This is a genomic window from Arthrobacter mobilis (assembly GCF_012395835.1).
Lineage (GTDB): Bacteria > Actinomycetota > Actinomycetes > Actinomycetales > Micrococcaceae > Crystallibacter > Crystallibacter mobilis.
Genome location: NZ_JAAZSQ010000001.1, coordinates 143,674 through 163,902, shown reverse-complemented (window position 1 = coordinate 163,902; position 20,229 = coordinate 143,674). Strand labels below are relative to the sequence as shown.

Below are 20,229 nucleotides of genomic sequence, written 5' to 3'. Positions count from 1 at the left end.
CGCGGACGGGGCAGGATGGCTGTGCCCGTGCCCGAACCCGGGCTGCGCTTCACGGCGCCGCACGACTATGCCAGGCTGCTGCGCCGGGCGCACGAACTGGTGATCGCCGGCGCGTCCCGGCCCGAAATCCCCGCCCGCCTGGTGGCCTCCTGGCAGCGCTCGATGGCGCTGGGCATCAGCCCGGACCAGCACAGCCCCCGGCACCTGCACGAACCCGCCGAGGTGCCCGTCCTGCGCCGGAGCCACCGCCTGCAGGCAGTCCTGCCCGCGCTGACCGACCTGCTGGCCGATGACGGGCCGGCCGGGCGGCACCTGCTGATCGTCACCGACGCCCGCGGCGAGGTGCTCTGGCGGATCGGCAGCCGGCCGGCGCTGCGGCGGGCCGACTCACTCGAATTCGTCGAAGGGGCCGACTGGTCCGAGGCAGGCATCGGCACCAATGCGATCAGCGAAGCGCTGGCCACCGGCGGGCCGGTCCAGCTGTTTTCCGCCGAGCACCTGGTGCGTACCCACCACGACTGGGCGTGTACCGCCGCCCCCATCCGGGATCCGCTCAACGGCGAGGTGCTGGGCGTCCTGGACGTTTCCGGCCCGCTGGAGACCGTGACCGCCGACAGCCTGCGCATGGTCCGGTGCGGGGTCCGGGTGGCCGAGGAACTGCTGGCCAGGCAGCCCGCCCCGGCTGCCGCGAACAGGCTGGCGGACCCCGTCCGGCCCGCTGCCGGTTCCGGCGCCGCCCGGGACGCCGTCGCTGCCCTCGAGCTGCTCGGCGAGCAGCCGGCGGTGCTGCTGGCGGACGGATCCAGAAAGCCGCTGACCCTGCGCCGGGCCGAAATCCTGGTCCTGCTCCAGTCGCGCCGGCAGGGCTTCAGCGCGGACGAACTGGCCTATGAACTGTACGGGGAGGCCGGCTCGCCGGCGACCGTGCGGATCGAGATGCACCGCATCCGCTCCGCCCTGGGCAGCTTCATCGACTCCCATCCGTACCGGCTGAATCCGCGGGCCGCATCCGATGCCGGCCGCATCCTGGAACTGCTGCGTGCCGGGCACGTCGGCGACGCCGTGGCCGCCTACACTGCCCCGCTGCTGAGCCGGTCCACGGCACTGGCCGTGGAGCAGCTGCGCGAAGAGCTCAACAGCGCCGTCGGCGCGGCTGTGCGGGCCAGCGGGTCCGCCGATGCGCTGGCCCGCTGGCTCGCCACCGACATGGGCGCCGGCGATACCGACGCCGTCGCCGCACTCGGCCGGGTGCTCGGCACCGGCGATCCCCGGTACCTGGCCTTCCGTGCCCGGGCGGACCGGCTGGACCGCGCGCTGCGCGGGTAGGGCGGGCCCTCCCCTGCCGCGGGCGCGCCACACAAGGACACTTCCGCCCCGCAGCCGCCCGGCTCCGGTTAAGCTCAAGGAAAACGAACCGAGGTCAGGAGCACGCCGTGAACGAGCACGCCGAGGCAGAACCCGCCGCCCGGGCCGCGGACGCCCTTCCGCCGGAGGGGCTGACCTGGGGTGTCAAGCGCAGCTTCGTCAACTACCTGACCAGCCTGCCCGACGGCGACATCTCCGCGGCCGAGGGCGCCTCCCAGGTTGCTCCGGGCCTGTTCAACTTCCTGCCCGGCGGCGGCAGCTTCGACCCGGCAGCCGGGACCGGGGTCCTGCGTTTCCGCGGCGATGTGCGCCTCTCCGGCCACTACGGCATGATGTTCGTGCAGATTGCCAGCCCGTGGATCGAGTTCGGTCCGGACGGCGGCACCCTGACCACCGCCATCGGCGAACCGGACACCGAGGCCTCGGAGCGGATCGCGCTGGTGGCCTTCGACGCCGCCGCGCCGCAGCTGGTGGCCGGCAGCCTCGTCTGGCCGGCGCTCGAGACCCGCCTGACCCGCGAGGGCAGCGACGTCTTCAACCACCAGTACGGGACCAACCAGCCCATGGACCCGCTGTCCATCCGGGTTCCGGCGCCCACGATGCGGTAGCCGGACCGCAGTTCAGTCCAGGTGCTCCAGCTGCAGCACCAGCCAGGGGCTGAACGCCCACGGCGCGGCATTGACCGCAGTGCGCAGCCGGGAAGGGCTGACCCAGCGGTATTCGATGACCTCGTCCGGGCGCGGATCCGGGGTATCGGAGGTCAGGGCGGTGAAGACCGGGCAGAACTCGTTCTCCACGATCCCGGAGGCGTCCACGGCCCGGTACCTGAAGTCCGGCAGCGCCAGCTGCAGCTCTTCCAGCCGCAGGCCCAGCTCGTAGCGGACGCGGCGGCGCACGGCATCCTCGAGGCGCTCGCCCGGCGCCGGGTGGCCGCAGGCGGAATTGGTCCACACCCCCGGCCAGGTCTTCTTGGCCAGGGACCGCCGGGTCACCAGGAGGCGGCCGGCGGGATCGGAGATGTGGCAGGAGAAGGCCAGGTGCAGCGGCGTGTCCCCGGTGTGCACGGACGCCTTGTCCGCCACGCCGACCGGATGGAAGGCATCATCGAGCAGGACCACCTGCTCCGGGTTCCCGGTGTTCATTGCCGTTCATCGCCGCCTGTTCCGCCGGCTGTTGCCCGGCGGAACGATCCTACCAACAGCCTCCGGCGCCGGCCCCGGCAGTGCGCACCGGCCGGCCACCACACAGCGGGGCGCCGGCCGGCCGCAAGGACCGGCCGGCGCCCGCCGGCGGAGCCTGGGGATCAGGCCAGCGGTCCGGACGCCGCAGGCTCGGCCTGCCCGCGTCCGGCAGCGGCTTCGGCCTGGTCGTAGCGTTCCATGTCCCGCAGCAGCTCGTCGTAGACCTGCGGCCTGCGGGTCTTCAGCCAGTGCGCAGTGGCCAGGCCGGCCACCGTGGCCACGGCCAGCAGCCACGGCAGCATGCCGATGACCGGGCTGTCAGATCCGGCCAGGGTACCGAAGTTGGCAATCGCCAGCAGCACGATCGCGGCCAGGCCCAGGGCGCCGATGCCCGGCGCCACGAGGGTCTTCCAGATCCGGGTGTCCCGGCTGCGGCGGAAGTGGACGACGACGGCGATGGCGGCGAGCATCTGCAGCGCCAGGATGCCCAGGGTGCCGAACCCGGTCATCGAGGCGGTCAGCGCCGCGATCGGGTCCAGGCCGGCGACGAAGTAGATGAATGCCACCAGCGTGCCGAAGACCAGCTGGGCGGCGCTGGCGTTCTGCGGGGCGCCGTTGGCGCTGCGGGTGCGGCCCAGCGCGGCGGGCAGGATACCCACCCGGCCGTAGGCGTAGATGTAGCGGGCGGCGGAATTGTGCAGGGCCAGCAGGGCCGCGAAGAGCGAGACGAGCAGCAGTACCATCATGACCTTGGTCAGGAAGTCGCCCAGGTACTGGCTGGAGAGCATGAAGACGAGGTCGCCGGTGGGCAGGTGCTCGAGCGCGGTCCCCTGGGCCTGGGCCACCCCAAGGGCGCTGACGATGGCCCAGGTGGTGAAGGCGGCGAAAATGCCGATGAACAGGATGGCGATATAGGTGGCCCGCGGGATGGTCCGGCGCGGGTCCTTGGCTTCCTCGCTGAACAGGCCGGTGGCCTCGAAGCCGACGAAGCAGTTGGCGGCGAAGAGCAGGGCCAGGCCCACGGAGCCGGAGAGCACGGTCTGCGGCAGCAGCGCCTCGGCGGAAAAGCCGTGGCTGAACAGGATCCGGAAGTCCAGCAGCACCAGGATGGAGACCTCCAGGACCAGGCAGACGCCCAGCACCTTGGCGCTGACGTCGATGCCGCGGCGGGTCAGCAGGAAGACCAGCGCGACCGAGACCAGGCTCCAGGCGAACCACGGCAGGTCGATCCCGGTCAGCTCCTTCATCACCGTGGCGGTGAAGAAGCCGGAGGTGCCGATCGCCCCGGCGACGAAGCAGTTGTAGCCGAGCATGGCAATGAAGCCGGCCACCACGCCCATCGGCCGGCCCAGGCCCTTGACCACGAACGCGTAGAAGCCGCCGGCGCTGACCAGCTTCTTGGACATCTGGGCGTAGCCGACGGCGAAGAGCAGCAGGATCACCGTGGCGATCAGGAAGGCGCCGGCCATACCGCCGCCGTTGCCCAGGGCGATGCCCAGGGTGGCGATGACGATGATGCCGGTCAGCGGCGCCACGGCGGCCAGCACCAGGAAGACGATGCCCCCGACACCGAGGGTGTTGGCGGACAGTCGGGTGCTCTGCGCCGCTGTTTCAGGCAAGCGAGGCTGCATGGGTACTCCTTGGACGGGGCAACGGTGGATTGCCGGTGGTCAGTTGAGGACTTCGAACGGCACGGTGGGCAGGTCGACAATGTGGGCGCCGCCGTCGGCGACGATGGTGGCCCCGGTGATGTAGGAGGATTCGTCGGAGACCAGGAACCTGACGATCGACGCCATCTCCTCCGGCTGCGCGGGCCGGCGCAGCGGCACGTGCTCGGTGACCTTCCCGTACGCTTCGTCGCGGCTGGCGATGCCGGCCGCCTGGGCGAATTCGTCCATTTCGGCATCGGCCATCGGGGTGCGCACCCAGCCCGGGCACAGGGCGTTGACCCGGACGTTGGCCGGCCCGTAGTCGCGGGCCAGGGTCTTGGTCAGGCCGATCAGCGCGTGCTTGCCCACGGTGTAGCCGGCCACGCCCGGGCCGGCGAAGAGCCCGGCGAGCGAGGACACGATGACCACCGAACCGCGGTTGCGGGTCAGTTCCGGCAGCGCCGCGCGGACGGTCTTGAACGCGGTGGTGAGGTTGGCGTTGATGCTCCCGGCCCAGGACTGGTCGTCCGTTTCGCCGACCGGGGAGAAGCCGTGGCCGCCGGCATTGGCGACGACGGCGTCGAGCCGGCCGTAGTGGTCGACGACGCGCCGGACGGTCTCCGCGGCGTCGTCGGAATCAGCCATGTCCCCGGGAACGGCCAGCCCGCCGATCCGTCCGGCGACCTCCTTCAGCGGCGCTTCCCGGCGTCCAGCGACGGCAACGCGCATGCCGTCCTGCGCCAGCCGTGCCGCCACGGCAGCACCGATTCCGGTGCCGCCTCCGGTGACCAGGACCGTCTTTCCCGCGGCTTGTCCTTCGGCGCCGTTCATCCAGCCGTCCTCCCCTTCAGCAGCAGTCAATGTGATGGCTGCCATCATTCTGTCCGGCGGAGGGTGGGCAAGACTTGTTGCCCAGTGAACAGCGGTTGACTATTGGGGCACTCTTGACATCGCCCTCTTACCTGCTGCCTGCGAAAAAGCGGCAGGCACGACGACGGCGGGGGCCACCGGAATCGGTAGCCCCCGCCACTGCGCTGTCCGCCCGGCAGGGCCGGGCGCCGGCTTAGACCGGGGTTACGTAGGCCCCGGAAATCCCGCCGTCCACCAGGAACGTCGAGGCGGTCATGAAGGAGGAGTCGTCGCTGGCCAGGAAGGCCACCGCGGCGGCGAGTTCCTCCGGCTCGGCGAAGCGGCCCAGCGGCACGTGCACCAGCCGGCGGGCGGCCTTCTCCGGGTCCTTGGCGAAGAGTTCCTTCAGCAGCGGGGTGTTCACCGGCCCCGGACACAGGGCGTTGACCCGGATCCCCTGGCGGGCGAATTCAACCCCCAGCTCCCGGCTCATGGCCAGCACCCCGCCCTTGGACGCGCTGTAGGAGATCTGCGAGGTGGCCGCCCCCATGACGGCGACAAAGGAGGCGGTGTTGATAATGGATCCCTTGCCCTGCTCCTGCATGTACGGGATGGCGTACTTGCAGCAGTAGTAGACCGAGGTCAGGTTCACTTCCTGGACCTTGCGCCAGGCATCGATGCCGGTCACCAGGATCGAGTCGTCATCGGGCGGGGAAATGCCGGCGTTGTTGAATGTGATGTCCACGCTGCCGTAGGTCTGCTTGGTGACTTCGTAGAGGTTCTTCACGTCCTCCTCGTTGGTCACATCCACGGGGACGAACAGGCCGCCCACTTCATCGGCTGCCTTCTTGCCGGTGGCCGGGTCGATGTCGGCGATGACGACCCTGGCCCCTTCGGCTGCCAGCCGGCGGGCGCTGGCCAGGCCGATGCCGCTGGCACCGCCGGTGATGACTGCGCTGCGGTCCCTGAGCCGGTTCGAGATAACCTCAACCATTGTCTTTCTCCTTGCTGTTCTGTCTTTTGTCTTGCCGCTGCTGGTTCACTCGCCGGTGGCGATGAACACGTTCTTGGTTTCGGTAAAGGCATCCAGGGCGTCCGGGCCGAGTTCGCGGCCCAGGCCGGATTGCTTGAACCCGCCGAACGGGGTCGAATACCTGACGGAGGAGTGGGAGTTGACGGACAGGTTGCCCGATTCGACGCCGCGGGCCACCCGCAGGGCACGGCCCACGTCCCGGGTCCAGATGGAGCCGGAGAGCCCGTAGTCCGAGTTGTTGGCGATCCTGATCGCGTCGGCCTCGTCCCGGAAGGGAACCACTGCCAGCACGGGGCCGAAAATCTCCTCCTGCATGACCCGGTCGCCGGGGCCGGGGGTCAGCACCGTGGGCGGGAACCAGAAGCCCTTGCCTTCCGGCGCCGAGCCGCGGAAGGCCACGGCACGCTCGTCCACGAAGCCGGCGACGCTGCGGCGCTGGGCGGCGGAGATCAGCGGGCCCATGGCCGAGGATTCGTCCGCCGGGTCCCCGACCTTCAGCGACCGCACGGCCGGCTCCAGCAGCTCGAGGAACTTCTCATACACCGTGTGCTGGACCAGCACCCGGGAACGGGCGCAGCAGTCCTGGCCGGCGTTGTCGAAGGCTCCGCCCGGTGCCGCGGCGGCCACCATTTCCAGGTCCACGTCGTCGAAGATGATGTTGGCGCTCTTGCCGCCCAGCTCCAGGGTCAGCCGCTTGACCTGGTCCGCGCAGCCGGCCATGATCCGCTTGCCCACCCCGGTCGAACCGGTGAAGACCACCTTCCGCACGGCCGGGTGCGTGACGAAGCGCTCCCCCACCACCGAGCCCTTGCCCGGGATGATCTGCAGCACGCCCTCGGGAAGGCCCGCTTCCAGGGCCAGCTGCCCCAGCCGGATGGCGGTCAGCGGCGTCAGCTCGGCAGGCTTGAGCACCACCGTGTTGCCGGCCGCCAATGCCGGGGCGAAGCCCCAGCCGGCGATCGGCATCGGGAAGTTCCAGGGCACGATCACCCCGACGACGCCGAGCGGCTCGTGGAAGGTGATGTTCACCCCGCCGGCGACGGGGATCTGGGCGCCGGTGTGGCGTTCCGGGGCGGCGGCATAGTAGGTGAGGACGTCGCGGACATTGCCTGCTTCCCAGCGGGCATTGCCAATGGTGTGGCCGGCATTGAGCACTTCCAGCCGGGCCAGGTTCTCCAGGTCCGCATCGACGGCGTCGGCGAACCGGCGCAGCAGCCGGGCCCGGTCCGCCGGTGCCACCTGGCGCCAGTGCTCGAAGGCGGCGGCGGCCCGGGCGATCGCCGCGTCGGTTTCTGCCAGCGAGGCCAGCCGGACCGTGTCCAGCACTTCCTCCGTGGCCGGGTTCAGGACCTCGCAGGTCGAGGTGTCCTCGTAGGTGCCCAGGGTCATCAGGATGCTCCTCCGTTGAGTTCTTTGCGGTAGTTGCGGGCCACTTCCACGAAGCCGTTGAAAAGCCGCAGGTCAGCGGGGTTCTGCTCGGGGTGGAACTGGACGCCCAGGGCCCAGCCGCCCGACGTCGTTTCCACTGCCTCGACGGTCCCGTCGGCCGCTGCCGCCGTGACCTGCAGCCCGGGTGCCACGGTCTCCAGCGCCTGGTGGTGGTAGCAGGGCGCGCTGGCCCGCCCGCCCAGGAACTGTTCGGCGATGCTGCCGGACACGGTGGTGAATTCGACCTCGCCGAAGACCCCGGGGGCCGGCTGGTAGCGGGAATCCTCGATGTGCTGGAGCAGTGATCCGCCCAGGGCGACGTTCAGGATCTGGGCGCCGCGGCAGATGGCGAACAGCGGAACCCGCCGCTGCAGCGCGGCCCGGGTCAGCGCCAGGTCATGGGCGTCGCGCAGCGGCTGGCTGCGGGTCAGTTCGTGGGCCTCGGCCCCGTAGTTGGCCGGATCCACGTCCGCGCCCCCGGCCACAATCAGCCCGTCCAGCACGTCGAGCACGGAGACGTCGGTGCCCAGCGGCGGCAGCAGCAGCGGCACGCCGCCGGCGGCCACCACCGCCTCGACATAGGTTCCGGGCAGCAGGGCCGCCGGGGCGTTCCAGACGCCCCAGGAGGCGTCCTGGTAGTAGGTGGTCAGCCCGATGCGCGGGCGGTACGGTTCAGAGACGTTCGAAGCCACGTACCCGCTCCCAGTCCGTCACGGCGCTCTCGAAGGCCTTCAGTTCGACGTCGGCCGCATGCACGTAGTGGTTGACCACCTCGTCGCCGAACGCCTTCCGGGCGATTTCGCTGCCGGCCAGCAGGTTCCGGGCCTCCCGCAGCGTGGTCGGCAGCCGGTCCGCGTCGGACAGGTAGGCGTTGCCGGCGGTGATCGGTTCGAGCGGCAGCTCGTTCTGCAGGCCGTGGATGGCTCCGGCGACCAGCGCGGCCACCGCCAGGTACGGGTTGAGGTCCCCGCCGCCGACGCGGTTCTCGGTCCGCAGGCCCTGGCCGCGTCCGACGACGCGCAGGGCGCAGCTGCGGTTGTCCATCCCCCAGGCAATGGCCGTCGGGGCGAAGCTGCCCTCGACGAAGCGCTTGTAGGAATTCACGTTCGGTGCCAGGAAGTACGCCAGGTCCTTCAGGGCGGCCAGCTGGCCGGCGATGAAGTGCTCCATGACCTTGCTGAAGCCGTGTTCGCCGTCGCCGGGCAGCACCGGGTTGCCGTCCAGGTCCCGCAGGCTGAAGTGGATGTGGCAGGAGCTGCCTTCGCGCTCGTTGAACTTGGCCATGAAGGTGATGCTCTTGCCCTGCTGGTCGGCGATTTCCTTGGCGCCGTTCTTGTAGAAGGCGTGGTTGTCGCAGGCGGCCAGGGCCTGGTCGTACCGGAAGGTGATTTCCTGCTGCCCGTAGTTGCATTCGCCCTTGGAGGACTCCACCACCAGCCCCGCCGCCTGCATGCCGTTGCGGATGCTGCGGATGACCGGCTCCACCCGGGCGGTGCCCAGCAGCGAGTAGTCCACGTTGTACCGGCTGGAGGGGGTCAGGTCCGCGTAGTGCCGGTCCCAGGCCTGCTCGTAGCTGTCATTGAACAGGATGAATTCGAGTTCGGTGCCGACGTAGGCGCGGTAGCCGAGCTTCTCCAGCCGCTCGACCTGGGCCCGCAGGATCTGCCGCGGCGAGGGCGCCACCGGGGTCCCGTCCAGCCAGAGCACGTCGCACAGGATCAGGGCGGTGCCTTCCTGCCACGGCACCAGGCGCAGGGTGGAGACGTCCGGGCGCATGACCAGGTCCCCGTAGCCGTTGCCCCAGGAGGAGACGGCGTAGCCGTCCACGGTATTCATCTCCACGTCCACGGCCAGCAGGTAGTTGCAGCCTTCGGCACCGTGGTCCAGCACGTCTTCGAGGAAGGACCGGGCCCCGCAGCGCTTGCCCTGCAGCCGGCCCAGGTGGTCGGTGATGGCCACCACCACGGTATCGATGGTGCCGGCGGCCACCATGGCGCGCAGCTGGTCGATGCTGAGCTGGCCGTCGCTGGTCTCAAGGTTGTTCATCGTTGCTTTTCTCCAAGCCTGTTGCACTGTTTGTTGGTCGGCGTCTGTTTACTTGATTTCCGCTTCCGCCCGGGCAAGCTGGGCAAATTCCTCCTCAGGTGCGCTGGCCACCAGATGGTGCCGGCTGTAGAACCAGAAGTACGCCAGGGCCGCGGCAAAGATCAGCGCGGTGATGGAGGCAGCGAAGATGTCCACCACGAAGGTGGCCGCGACGGCCACCAGGGCCAGGACCAGCGCCACCGAGGTCGTCACGATGCCGCCGGGGGTCCGGTAGCCGCGCGGCAGCTCCGGCTCCTTCTTCCGCAGCACAATGTGGGACAGGTTCAGCAGCACGTAGGACACGGTGGCGCCGAAGACCGCGATGTTGATCAGCAGGGCGCCGTCCCGGGTCAGCGCGGCCAGGATGAAGCCGATGGTCCCGGGCACCAGCAGCGCCACGTAGGGGGTGTGCCACCTGGTGGTCAGGGACATCCAGCGCGGCAGGTAGCCGGCCCGGGACAGGGCGAACAGCTGGCGCGAGTAGGCGTAGACGATCGAGAAGAAGCTGGCCACCAGCCCCGCCAGCCCGGCGTAGTTGACGATGTCGGCCACGAGCGTGTTGCCGCCGTAGGCAATCCGCAGCGCCTCCGGCAGCGGGTTGTCCGAGGTGCTCATGGCCCCGGCGCCCGCGGCGCCGGGCACCAGCACCAGCATCAGCGCGCCGGAGACCAGCAGCACCAGCATGGCCACGATGATCCCCCGCGGCAGGTCCTTCTTCGGGTTGGCCGTCTCCTCGGCGGCCAGCGGCACGCCTTCGACGGCGAGGAAGAACCAGATCCCGTAGACCAGGGCCGCCACCGCACCGCCAACGCCCATGGGCAGGAAGGCACTGGCCCCGGCGGCGCCGTTCGGGACGATGTCGAAGAGGTTGGCGGCGTCGAACCTGGGCAGCAGGCCGGCCGCAGTAATGATGAGCGCGACGACGGCCACCGCGGTAATGGCGAACATCAGTTTCAGGGCTTCGCCCACGCCGCGGATGTGGATGCCGATGAACACCACGTACGTGACCAGGTACACGGGCCAGGAGTTCGTCATGCCGAACAGTCCGAGCGCCTCGATGTAGCCGCCAATGAACGTAGCGATCGCGGCCGGGGCGACGGCGTACTCGATCAGCACCGCCATGCCGGTGGCGAAGCCGCCCAGCGGCCCGAGCGCCCGCCGGGCGAAACCGTAGCCGGCCCCGGCCGTGGGCAGCGTGGAGGACAGTTCGGCCAGGCCGAAGACCATGCAGGTGTACATGATGCCCATCAGCACGAAGGCGATCAGCAGGCCGCCCCAGCCGCCCTGGGCCAGGCCCAGGTTCCAGCCGGAAAAGTCCCCCGAAATCACGTATGCGACGCCCAGGCCGGCCAGCAGCACCCAGCCGGCCGCCCCGCGCTTGAGCTGGCGGTGTTCCAGGTAGCTGCTGTCGACCTTGGCGTAGTCAACCTTGGATGATGACATACCGGCTTCCTTCTCGAGGACGGTTGGGGAATCTAAAGGACTGTTTTTAGTCCAAATAGCTCGATACAAGTGTGTTGGCGCTCACGCCGGGCGTCAAGGCCTTGGGGAAAATTTCTTGATATTCCTTGGAGCCAGGCACGGAAGGGCGGTCCGGACGGAAAGCTAAATATCCTTCGGGCAGACCATTAGTTTGAAAGGATGTGGTCTAGAATGGCCCCATGGAACAGCTCCAGTTCGAGGCCCGCCACCTCGTGCCGCGCGCCGCCCGGCACGGCAACGCGTTCGAGGAAACCATCGAGCGCCTGCTGACGAGCATCAAGCTGGGCATCTTCGCCGTCGGCCAGAAACTGCCGCCGGAACGCGAACTGGCCGAGATGCTCGGCGTCTCCCGGGCCACGCTGCGCGATGCCCTCGCGGAACTGCAGAAGGCCAACTACATCGAGGTCAAGCGCGGACGCTACGGCGGCACCGTCGTCGCCAGCAACGCGCCGGCGGCCCAGGGCCCGAACACCAAACCGGATCCGGCGGAACTGGAGGACGTGCTGACCTTCCGCCAGGTCGTGGAGCCGGCGGCCGCGGCCCTGGCTGCCGAGGCCAGCTTGTCCCCTGCCGCGCGCAACCACCTGCTGACCGCCCTGGCCGAGGTCAGCGCGGCCCCGGCGGAGCACTTCCGCCCCAAGGACGCCCGCTTCCACATCGCCATCGCCGAACTGACCGGATCGCCCAGCCTCGTGGCGGCCGTGGCGGATGTGCGCGCCCGGGTGAGCAACCTGCTGGACCTTATCCCGCTGCTGCCGCCCAACCTCGAGCATTCCAACGAGCAGCACAAGGAGATCGCCGACGCCATCCTGCGCGGGGACAGCGAGGCGGCCCGCCGGGCTGCCTCGCACCACATCGAGGGCACGGCGAACCTGCTGCGCGGCTTCCTGGCCTGATCACGCCACCGCCCGGGGCCGGCCGGCGGCCCGGTAAGGCGAGGTATGGGGCAGTTCCTCCTTAAGCTGGACCAATGACCGCAACACTCGTGGCCAAGGATCTCTCCGGCGGCCACGCCCACCGCACCCTGTTCGCCCACCTGGACCTGACCGTGACAGCCGGGGACGTCGTCGGCGTCGTCGGCGCCAACGGTGCCGGCAAATCCACCCTGCTGCGGATCCTGGCCGGGGCCGCCCGGCCGCTGGCCGGCACCGTGCAGACGGCGCCGCGCGATGCCTTCGTCGGCTGGCTGCCGCAGGAGCACGAGCGGATCCCCGGGGAGACCATCGCCGGCTACCTTGGCCGGCGCACCGGAACCGCCGCTGCCACCGCAGCCATGGAAGCGGCCGCGGAGGCGCTGGGCTCCGGGACTGCCCAGGCCGAGGACGCCTACGCCGCCGCCCTGGACCACTGGCTCGCCTGCGGCGCCGCGGACCTGGACGAGCGCATCCCCGCCGTCCTGGCCGAACTGGGCCTGGATGCAGGCCCGGACGCGCTCATGACGGGCCTGTCCGGCGGGCAGGCCGCACGCGTGGCGCTGGCCGCGCTGCTGCTGAGCCGGTTCGACATCGTGCTGCTGGACGAGCCCACCAACGACCTGGACCTGGCCGGCCTGGCCCGGCTGGAGGACTTCGTCCGGAACCTGCGCGCCGGCGTCGTCCTGGTCTCGCACGACCGCGAGTTCCTGGCCCGCTGCGTCACCACGGTGGTGGAACTGGACCTGGCGCAGAACCAGGTGGCGGTGTACGACGGCGGCTACGATTCCTTCCTGGCCGAGCGCGCCGTCGCCCGCCGCCATGCCCGCGAAGCCTACGAGGAGTTCGCGGAGCAGAAGGCCGAGCTCGTCGGGCGGGCCCGGACCATGCGCGAGTGGAGCTCGCAGGGCGTGCGCAACGCGCTGCGCAAGAGCCCCGACAATGACAAGATCCGCCGCCGGGCCAACACCGAATCGGCGGAAAAGCAGGCGCAGAAGGTCCGCCAGATGGAATCGCGCATTGCCCGGCTGGCGGAGGTCGAGGAGCCCCACAAGGAGTGGCAGCTGCAGTTCAGCATCGGTGCCGCGCCGCGCTCCAGCTCCGTGGTGGCCACGCTGAACCAGGCGGTGGCCCGGCGCGGGGACTTCACGCTCGGACCGGTCTCGCTGCAGGTCAATGCCGGCGAGCGGATCGGCATCACCGGCCCCAACGGTGCGGGCAAGTCCACGCTGCTGCGGCTGCTGCTTGGCCATGAGCGGCCCGACGACGGCGGCGCCAGCCTGGGTGCCTCCGTCGCCGTCGGCGAAATCGACCAGGCCCGCGGCCAGCTAGCGCCGGAGAAGCCGCTGGCGGCGGCCTTCGAGGCCCAGGTGCCCGAGCTCAGCCAGGCCGAGGTGCGCACCCTGCTGGCCAAGTTCGGCCTCAAGGCGGACCAGGTGTCCAGTACCGTGGGCAGCCTCTCCCCCGGCGAGCGCACCCGGGCCGCGCTGGCGCTGCTGCAGGCCCGCGGGGTGAACCTGCTGGTGCTGGACGAACCCACCAACCATCTGGACCTGCCCGCCATCGAACAGTTGGAACAGGCGCTGGATTCCTACGACGGCGCCCTGCTGCTGGTCTCGCACGACCGCCGGCTGCTTGAAAACGTCCGGCTGGACACCCGGTGGGAGGTGGACCGGGGACAGGTCGCCGTCCGGTAGCCGGCGCCGGGCCGCAACCAGGACGCTGCCGGGATTCGGGCACCCGTCCCATAAGATAACTAAGCACGCTGTTTAAACAGCCCATTGGAAGGCAGGAACATGTGACTGACGATCTCGCCCGCGGTTCAGCCGGCAGTTTCATCGGCGGAAGGTACCGCCTGCTGGAAAAGCTGGGGAACGGCGCCAACGGGACCGTCTTCCGTGCCCTCGATGAGTTCCTGGACCGCCAGGTGGCCATCAAGGTCCTCCGCAAACCCGCAGGAGCCGGCGAGCCCCTCCGCGGCGATGACGAGGTCAAGCTGCTGGCCCGCCTGAACCATTCCAGCCTCGTCACCCTGCTGGATGCGGGCATTGACCGCATCGATCCGGAGCAGCCGCGGGTCTACCTGGTCATGGAACTCGCGCAGGGCCCCGACCTCCGGCAACGGCTCGCGGAGGGTCCGCTGTCCCGGCGCCACATCGCCCAGGCCGGCCAGGACCTGGCCGAGGGACTGGACTATATCCATCACCACGGAGTGGTCCACCGGGACGTCAAACCTGCGAACATCATGCTCTTCGACTACCGCCAGGACTCCTCGAGGATATGGGCGAAGCTCGCCGACTTCGGCGTAGCGTTCATGGTGGGCGACCGGCAGGTGCCAACGACGACGGGCGTCCATGGCACGGCAGGCTACCTGAGCCCGGAACAGGCCAGGGCGGAACCCGTCGGCCCGCCCAGCGATGTCTACTCCCTGGGTCTGGTGCTGCTGGAATGCCTCACCGGGGAGCACCCGTTCCCCGGACCTCCGCTGGAGAGCGCCGTGGCGCGCCTGCTGCGGGACCCGCACATCCCCGAGGAGCTTGACCCGCAGTGGAGCGTCCTGCTGAAAGCCATGACGGCAGCCGACCCCGGCGCCAGACCGTCCGCGCACGAGACCGCGCTGACGTTGTCGGACATCTTTGCCTCCCTGCGGGGCCGGCACAAGGTGGATCCGGTGATCGTTCCGGACGATGAACAGCAGCGGATGGAAGCCGTCCACCGCTACCAGATCCTCGATACCCCGGCTGACGGTGCGTTCGACAGGATCACCGCGCTGGCTGCCAGGTTGTTCAAAACCCCGATTGCCATTGTGAGCGTTGTGGACCATGACCGGATCTGGTTCAAGTCCCACCATGGCCTGGACGTTGGACAGATCGACCGGGATCCCGGCCTGTGCGCCTCGGCCATTTTGCAGGACGATCCGTGGATCGTTAACAACGCTCCCGTTGATCCGCGCACCCTGGCCAATCCGTTGGTCGCCGGGGACTTGGGACTGGGGTTCTATGCGGGCGTTCCGCTGCGCACGCGCGATGGCTACAAGCTGGGAACCCTCTGCGTCCTGGACTACGAGCCCCGGGAGTTCGGCCAGGAAGACGTTAAGACGCTCGAGGACCTGGCCGCGGTGGTGATGAACGACTTGGAACTGCGGCTGCAAAGCAGGCAGCTGCCGGGCGCGTTGGCGGCATGGCAGCAGGGCCCGGAGAACTGAGGCGGAGGGGCGGCAGTCACTGTACGTTTTCCGCCCACGGATAGGACTGCTGGGCGCCGTGGGCGGTGACGGTTTGGGCTGCCACCGCGGTGGCCAGGGTGCAGGCCTCGTACAGTCCGGCTCCCCGTGACAGTGCCGCCGCCGCGGCACCGACGAAGGCATCCCCGGCTCCGGTGGTATCCACCGCGGCGACCTCGGGTGCAGGCACGTGGACCGGCTGCCCGCCGTCGGCCAGTACGGCGCCCCGGGCGCCGAGCGTGACCACCGCCGCCCCCAGGCCGGCGGCGACCAGTGCCGCCACGAGCGCGCCCCCGTCCGCGACCGGATCGCCGGTCAATCCCGAGGGTGCGGCGGAGAGGATGGCGAGCGCTTCCGCTGCCTCGTGTTCGTTGACAATCAGCACGTCCGCAGCCAGCATGGCTTCGGCCGCCACCGGGATGACCGGCGCCAGGTTCAGCACCGTCCGCACGGCCGGCCCGGCGAGCGCCCGGAGGGCGAATTCGACGGTGCCGGGAGGGACCTCGCCCTGCAGGACGACGACGTCGCAGCCGGCCAGGCGCGGCAGCGCCGCCTCCACCAGCGCCGTGTCCACCTCGCGGTTGGCCCCGGGAACCACCACAATGCTGTTCTCGCCCTTCCGGTCCACGGTGACCACGGCCAGTCCCGTCGGCCCGCCGACCTCGGCGACCAGGCCAAGGTCGACCCCGCTCTGCCGCAGCAGCTCCGTGGCAGCGGCCGCGTTGGCGTCCCGGCCCACCGCCCCGACCATCAGGACTGCCGCCCCCTGCCGGGCGGCGGCCACGGCCTGATTGGCGCCCTTGCCGCCCGGCGACAGGGTGCCGCCGGCGCCCAGCAGGGTCTCGCCGGGGCCCGGGAGTCTGTCCACGAGCAAGTGCAGGTCGACATTAATGGAACCGATGACTGCCACTGTGCCTGGCATAACGGGCTATTCCTTTCCGGGCCGGGCACCGCGGGGTACCTCAGCGCTTCTTCGCCGCAACCTCTGACCTGCCGTGGCCGCGCGCCACCACCACGCGGATGTTTTGGGCTTCCAGCCGCGCAATATCGTCCTTCCTGGTCCGCGAATCCACGACGACGGCGTCGAACCCGGACAACGGGGCCAGCGCGTGCAGCGCCCGCTTGCCGAATTTGGTGTGGTCCACCAGCAGTATCCGCTTGGCGGAGGCCTCGAACATCGCGCGTTTGATGTCGACCGTTTCCTGGTTCTGGTGGAAACAGGCGTCGTCGGTGACGGCGGCGGCGGACATCACGAACAGGTCGGCACGGAGGTTGCGGATGGCGCTGGTGGTCATGCCGCCCATGAAGGAACTGCACCAGTTGTAATAGGTGCCGCCGAGCGCCACCAGGGTGATTCCGCGGACTCCTTTGAGCTCGTTGATGACCGTCAGGACATTGGTCAGCACTGTCAGCGGGGCGCGGGAGTGGAGCATTTTCGCCAGTTCGAGCACGGTCGTGGAATCGTCGAGGAAGATCGCCTGTCCCGGTTCGATGAGTTCCACGGCGGCCTTGGCGATTTCCTGCTTTTCCTCCTGCTGCTGGCCGGCCCGGAAGACGTCGCTGGATTCCACCAGGCTGGATGACAACGCGGTGGCCACTCCCCGCGACTTGCGCAGCAGTCCCCTGGCCTCGAGTTCGTCCAGGTCCCGGTGGACGGTCATCTGGCTCGTGCCGAAGCGCTCGGCCAGTTCATCAATGCGTACAGCCCCTTCGGCCATCACCATCTCCGAGATGATGCGCTGCCGTTCGAGCTGCCGAGACAGCCGCTGCGTGCTGCCACCCGCGGCCTTCATGCTTCCTCCTGACCTGTTGTCCCCGTCGCCCTGCCTGATCGTTCCATCACCATACGTCCATACGGCCGGCGGTCCGTTGCCACGGCCGTGGCCCCGGCCGCTACTGCAGCCGCGCGGCAGCTTCGTCGACGATCCCGGCCAGGGCCTGGACGTCGTGGGCGAACCGTCCGAGGAAGAGTCCGTCCACCTCCTGCCCCAGCCGGGCCAGCAGGCCCGGCCCGGCGCTGCCGCCGTAGATCACCCGGTAGTGCGGGAAGGTGTCCTGGGTTCCCAGCCAGTCCTGCAGGTACGCACAGACTCCCCGGATGTGTTCGGTGGACGCCGGTTCGGCGGCGCCGATCGCCCACACCGGCTCGTAGGCGACAACGATTGGCGCACTGCCGTCCCCCTGCGCCATGGCGGTCCCCATGGCCACCGCCAGCTGCCCGGTGCAGACGGCTGCCGCCGCCTGCACCGGCATCTGCTGCTGCTCACCGACGCAGATCACCGGGGTCAGTCCGTTGCGCACTGCGGCCGCCGTCTTGGCGGCGACATCCAGGTCGCTTTCGGCAAAGAGCCGGCGCCGCTCGGCGTGGCCAACCTCGACGAACCGGCATCCTGCCTCCCGCAGCTGCGGACCGCTGACCTCCCCGGTGAACGGGCCGCTGTCCTGCCAGTAGAGGTCCTGCGCGCCCAGCTGTACCGGGCTGTCGGCGAAAGCCTGCAGCGCGGGCACCAGCGCGGGGAAGCTGGGCAGGACGAACAGCGTGACCTTCCCGCCGGCCAGGGCAGGATGGCCGGCTGCCATCCGGGCCACCTCCTGGCACCAGCTGACCGTCTGCCGGTGGCCGAAGTACATCTTCAGACTCACGCCCAGCAGCGTGGAGGCCGGCGCTTTGCTCACGTGGCCGGCTGGGTCTCGGGGCCGGCCGGGGGTGCGGTCATATTCCTGGTTTCGTAGTCGGTCATGATCTGCACCTTCCTGGCCGAGGGCGAGGATTCGTCGAACTCGTAGCTGAGCCATTCCTGCGCCAGCCGCCGGGCCAGTTCAATGCCGACGACACGCTGCCCGAAGGTCAGTACCTGGGCATTGTTACTGAGTACCGAGCGCTCCACCGAGTAGCTGTCGTGGGCCGTGACGGCGCGGATGCCCGGAACCTTGTTGGCAGCGATGGCCACGCCCAGGCCCGTGCCGCACACCAGCAGCGCGCGGTCGGCTTCACCCTTGGCGATCATTTCGGCTGCCGCGATGGCAATGCTCGGGTAGGCGGTGTTTTCCTCGTCGCCGACCCCGACGTCGACCACCGACTCCACCCGGTCGCTGGACTTCAGGTCTTCCTTGATCTTGTTCTTGTAGGCCAGACCTGCGTCGTCGCTGCCGACGACGAGGCGAAGTTTCTTAGGCATGGGGGTCTCCTTCGCTTTCCTGTGTTGCTGGTGTGGTCCGGGCGGCAAGCTGGCGTTCCACCGTGCGCGCCACCATGGCCATGGAGACGGCCCCGGGGTCCGGAGTGCCCAGGCTTTTTTCCGCCAGTGGACGGGCCCGTCCCATCCTGGGCAGCATGTGCGCGGTGGCTTCGGCGGATTTTTCCGCGACCTCGGCCGCATGGGCCCAGGCGGCCCGCAGCGGAACCCCGGCGCCCACCTGCTCGCTCAGCGCGTCGCTGAACGGCAGCAGGACGTCCAGCAGGGTCTTGTCGCCCAGGCTGGCCTTGCCGAACTGCATGATTTTCTGCCCTGCCTCGACAATACCGGCCGAGACGGCGGCTGCGTCGGGCGCTGCATCGTTGCCCACGCGGGCACCGATGGTGTTCAGCAGCATTCCCCAGAGGGCACCGGAGGTGCCGCCGGCCTTGTCGGCCCAGGCGTCGCCGGCCAGCTGCAGCAGGGTCCCTGCTCCGGCGCCGGCGGCCAGGGCTTCCCGGCCGGCCGCGGCGGCCGCGGTGGCCCCGCGCTGCATGCCGATGCCGTGGTCGCCGTCGCCGGCAATGGAATCGAGCCGCCCCAGCTCGGCGGCCTTGTCGTCCAGCAGCGTTTTCACCGCGTCCAGGATCGCCTGGATCCGGCCGGCCGCTTCCTGCGAGGCGGCCGCTGCCGCCGGCAGTTCCGCAGTGTGGTAGTCCACGTGCTCGCCGACGGCCACGCCCTGTTCCGCCTCGGCGACGGCACCCTTGCGGTAGGCCGGGGTGCTGGCCGGAGCGGTCCAGTAGCGTTCCAGTTCCTCGTCGAGCCAGAACAAGGTCAGTGATGCCCCGGCCATCTGGAAGCTGGTGACCAGTTCACCGATTTCTGGCTCGACGACGGTGATTCCTGCCTCGTCCATCAGCTGGCTGATCCGCCGGTACACCACGAACAGCTCCTCGGTCTTGACCGCGCCCAGCCCGTTAAGGATCAGGCCGACCCGGCTGCCGCGCAGGTCGCCGGCTGCCGCCACCTCCTCGGGCAGGTCCGCCAGCAGGGTGCTGACGAAGAGTTCGGCGGCCTCGTCGGCGCTGGGCATGGCCTGTTCGCTGATCCCAGGTTCACCGTGGATGCCCAGGCCGACGGCCATCCGGCCGGCGGGCACCGTGAACAACGGCTCCTTCGAGCCGGGCAGTGTGCACCCGGCGAAGGCCACCCCGAAGGAACGGGTCCGGTCATTGGCGCGGGCTGCGAGCCTGGCCACTTCGTCGAGGTCGGCGCCGGCGTCGGCGCAGGCACCGGCGACCTTGAACACCGTGAGGTCCCCGGCGATCCCGCGCCGCTTGGCTGCCTGCTCCGGAGGGGCACTGGAAATGTCGTCGGTTACCGTGACCGTGCGGGCGGGGATGCCCTCGGCGTTGAGCCGGTCCTGCGCCTGGGTGAAGTTGAGGACATCGCCGGCATAGTTGCCGTAGCTGAACAGGACCCCGCCGCCGGTCTGGGCAGCCTTGGCCACCGAATAGACCTGCTGGGCGGAGGGCGAGGCGAAAATATTTCCCATCGCCGCGCCGTGGGCCAGCCCGGGTCCGACGAGTCCGGCGAAGGCCGGGTAGTGGCCGGATCCGCCGCCGATCACCACTGCCACCCGGCCCGGGGCCGGCCGGCTGCTGCGCACGACGCCGCCAGGCACCCGGCGGACCCACTGCGGGTAGGCGGCGGCGAATCCCTCGGTCAGCTCGTCGGTGAAGTCCTCGGGATTATTGAACAGGTACGCCATGGCAAAAAACAGTCTCCTAGGCCGGAAAAATGGGACACGAGGCGGGCCGGCGGCCGGCCCGCCCCGTGGGTGT

Annotated in this window: 18 protein-coding genes; 5 read left to right on the top strand and 13 right to left on the bottom strand. The window is 69.7% G+C overall.

Annotation, left to right across the window (positions count from 1 at the left end):
• The first annotated feature begins 15 nt into the window (after positions 1 to 15).
• Positions 16 to 1,326: a GAF domain-containing protein gene (locus HGG74_RS00805; RefSeq protein ID WP_168484723.1), complete on the top strand. Its 1,311-nt coding sequence runs from the start codon at positions 16 to 18 to the stop codon at positions 1,324 to 1,326.
• A 107-nt stretch (positions 1,327 to 1,433) separates the two neighbouring features.
• The gene (locus HGG74_RS00800; RefSeq protein WP_168484444.1) at positions 1,434 to 1,973 is read left to right on the top strand and encodes an HtaA domain-containing protein; all 540 of its coding nucleotides are present in this window, start codon (positions 1,434 to 1,436) and stop codon (positions 1,971 to 1,973) included.
• 12 nt (positions 1,974 to 1,985) lie between these two features.
• Here HGG74_RS00800 and idi read toward each other — a convergent pair whose 3' ends face one another.
• The 8 genes from idi to eat all read right to left on the bottom strand — a co-directional run bounded on the left by idi (position 1,986) and on the right by eat (position 11,033).
• Entirely contained in the window at positions 1,986 to 2,507 is a 522-nt protein-coding gene (gene idi / locus HGG74_RS00795) for an isopentenyl-diphosphate Delta-isomerase (RefSeq protein WP_168484443.1), read from the bottom strand.
• A 161-nt stretch (positions 2,508 to 2,668) separates the two neighbouring features.
• Positions 2,669 to 4,177, bottom strand: a complete 1,509-nt coding sequence (locus tag HGG74_RS00790; protein WP_168484442.1) for an APC family permease — start codon at positions 4,175 to 4,177, stop codon at positions 2,669 to 2,671.
• 39 nt (positions 4,178 to 4,216) lie between these two features.
• Complete coding sequence (locus HGG74_RS00785; RefSeq protein WP_246262495.1) at positions 4,217 to 5,056, bottom strand: SDR family NAD(P)-dependent oxidoreductase; 840 nt, start codon at positions 5,054 to 5,056, stop codon at positions 4,217 to 4,219.
• 202 nt (positions 5,057 to 5,258) lie between these two features.
• The gene (locus HGG74_RS00780) at positions 5,259 to 6,038 is read right to left on the bottom strand and encodes a 3-oxoacyl-ACP reductase (RefSeq protein ID WP_168484441.1); all 780 of its coding nucleotides are present in this window, start codon (positions 6,036 to 6,038) and stop codon (positions 5,259 to 5,261) included.
• A gap of 45 nt (positions 6,039 to 6,083) precedes the next feature.
• Positions 6,084 to 7,466, bottom strand: coding sequence for an aldehyde dehydrogenase family protein (locus tag HGG74_RS00775; protein ID WP_168484440.1), 1,383 nt, complete (start codon positions 7,464 to 7,466; stop codon positions 6,084 to 6,086).
• The gene (locus tag HGG74_RS00770; RefSeq protein ID WP_168484439.1) at positions 7,466 to 8,197 is read right to left on the bottom strand and encodes a gamma-glutamyl-gamma-aminobutyrate hydrolase family protein; all 732 of its coding nucleotides are present in this window, start codon (positions 8,195 to 8,197) and stop codon (positions 7,466 to 7,468) included. Before HGG74_RS00770 ends, HGG74_RS00775 begins: the two co-directional genes overlap by 1 nt.
• On the bottom strand, positions 8,178 to 9,551 hold the full coding sequence (locus tag HGG74_RS00765; protein WP_168484438.1) for a glutamine synthetase family protein: 1,374 nt from the start codon (positions 9,549 to 9,551) through the stop codon (positions 8,178 to 8,180). The genes HGG74_RS00770 and HGG74_RS00765 overlap by 20 nt, the downstream gene beginning before the upstream one ends.
• Positions 9,552 to 9,599: 48 nt before the next feature.
• On the bottom strand, positions 9,600 to 11,033 hold the full coding sequence (gene eat, locus HGG74_RS00760; protein WP_168484437.1) for an ethanolamine permease: 1,434 nt from the start codon (positions 11,031 to 11,033) through the stop codon (positions 9,600 to 9,602).
• 218 nt (positions 11,034 to 11,251) lie between these two features.
• Here eat and HGG74_RS00755 point away from each other — a divergent pair, with 218 nt between their 5' ends.
• From HGG74_RS00755 to HGG74_RS00745, 3 genes are all read left to right on the top strand, one after another.
• Entirely contained in the window at positions 11,252 to 11,968 is a 717-nt protein-coding gene (locus HGG74_RS00755) for a FadR/GntR family transcriptional regulator (RefSeq protein WP_168484436.1), read from the top strand.
• Between the two features lie 74 nt (positions 11,969 to 12,042).
• The gene (gene abc-f / locus HGG74_RS00750) at positions 12,043 to 13,680 is read left to right on the top strand and encodes a ribosomal protection-like ABC-F family protein (RefSeq protein ID WP_168484435.1); all 1,638 of its coding nucleotides are present in this window, start codon (positions 12,043 to 12,045) and stop codon (positions 13,678 to 13,680) included.
• Positions 13,681 to 13,781: 101 nt separating this feature from the next.
• Entirely contained in the window at positions 13,782 to 15,188 is a 1,407-nt protein-coding gene (locus HGG74_RS00745) for a GAF domain-containing serine/threonine-protein kinase (protein WP_168484434.1), read from the top strand.
• 16 nt (positions 15,189 to 15,204) lie between these two features.
• Here HGG74_RS00745 and HGG74_RS00740 read toward each other — a convergent pair whose 3' ends face one another.
• The 5 genes from HGG74_RS00740 to HGG74_RS00720 form a co-directional block, all read right to left on the bottom strand.
• A complete protein-coding gene (locus HGG74_RS00740; protein ID WP_168484433.1) occupies positions 15,205 to 16,128 on the bottom strand; it encodes a ribokinase in 924 nt (307 codons plus the stop codon).
• Positions 16,129 to 16,168: 40 nt separating this feature from the next.
• Positions 16,169 to 16,999 carry a DeoR/GlpR family DNA-binding transcription regulator gene (locus tag HGG74_RS00735; protein WP_168484432.1) on the bottom strand — a complete coding sequence of 277 codons (831 nt, stop codon included), beginning with the start codon at positions 16,997 to 16,999 and terminating at the stop codon, positions 16,169 to 16,171.
• Between the two features lie 100 nt (positions 17,000 to 17,099).
• The gene (locus HGG74_RS00730; RefSeq protein ID WP_168484301.1) at positions 17,100 to 17,882 is read right to left on the bottom strand and encodes a triose-phosphate isomerase family protein; all 783 of its coding nucleotides are present in this window, start codon (positions 17,880 to 17,882) and stop codon (positions 17,100 to 17,102) included.
• On the bottom strand, positions 17,879 to 18,385 hold the full coding sequence (locus HGG74_RS00725; RefSeq protein ID WP_168484431.1) for a ribose-5-phosphate isomerase: 507 nt from the start codon (positions 18,383 to 18,385) through the stop codon (positions 17,879 to 17,881). The genes HGG74_RS00730 and HGG74_RS00725 overlap by 4 nt, the downstream gene beginning before the upstream one ends.
• Positions 18,378 to 20,156 carry a dihydroxyacetone kinase family protein gene (locus HGG74_RS00720; protein ID WP_168484430.1) on the bottom strand — a complete coding sequence of 593 codons (1,779 nt, stop codon included), beginning with the start codon at positions 20,154 to 20,156 and terminating at the stop codon, positions 18,378 to 18,380. Before HGG74_RS00720 ends, HGG74_RS00725 begins: the two co-directional genes overlap by 8 nt.
• Positions 20,157 to 20,229 lie beyond the last annotated feature (73 nt).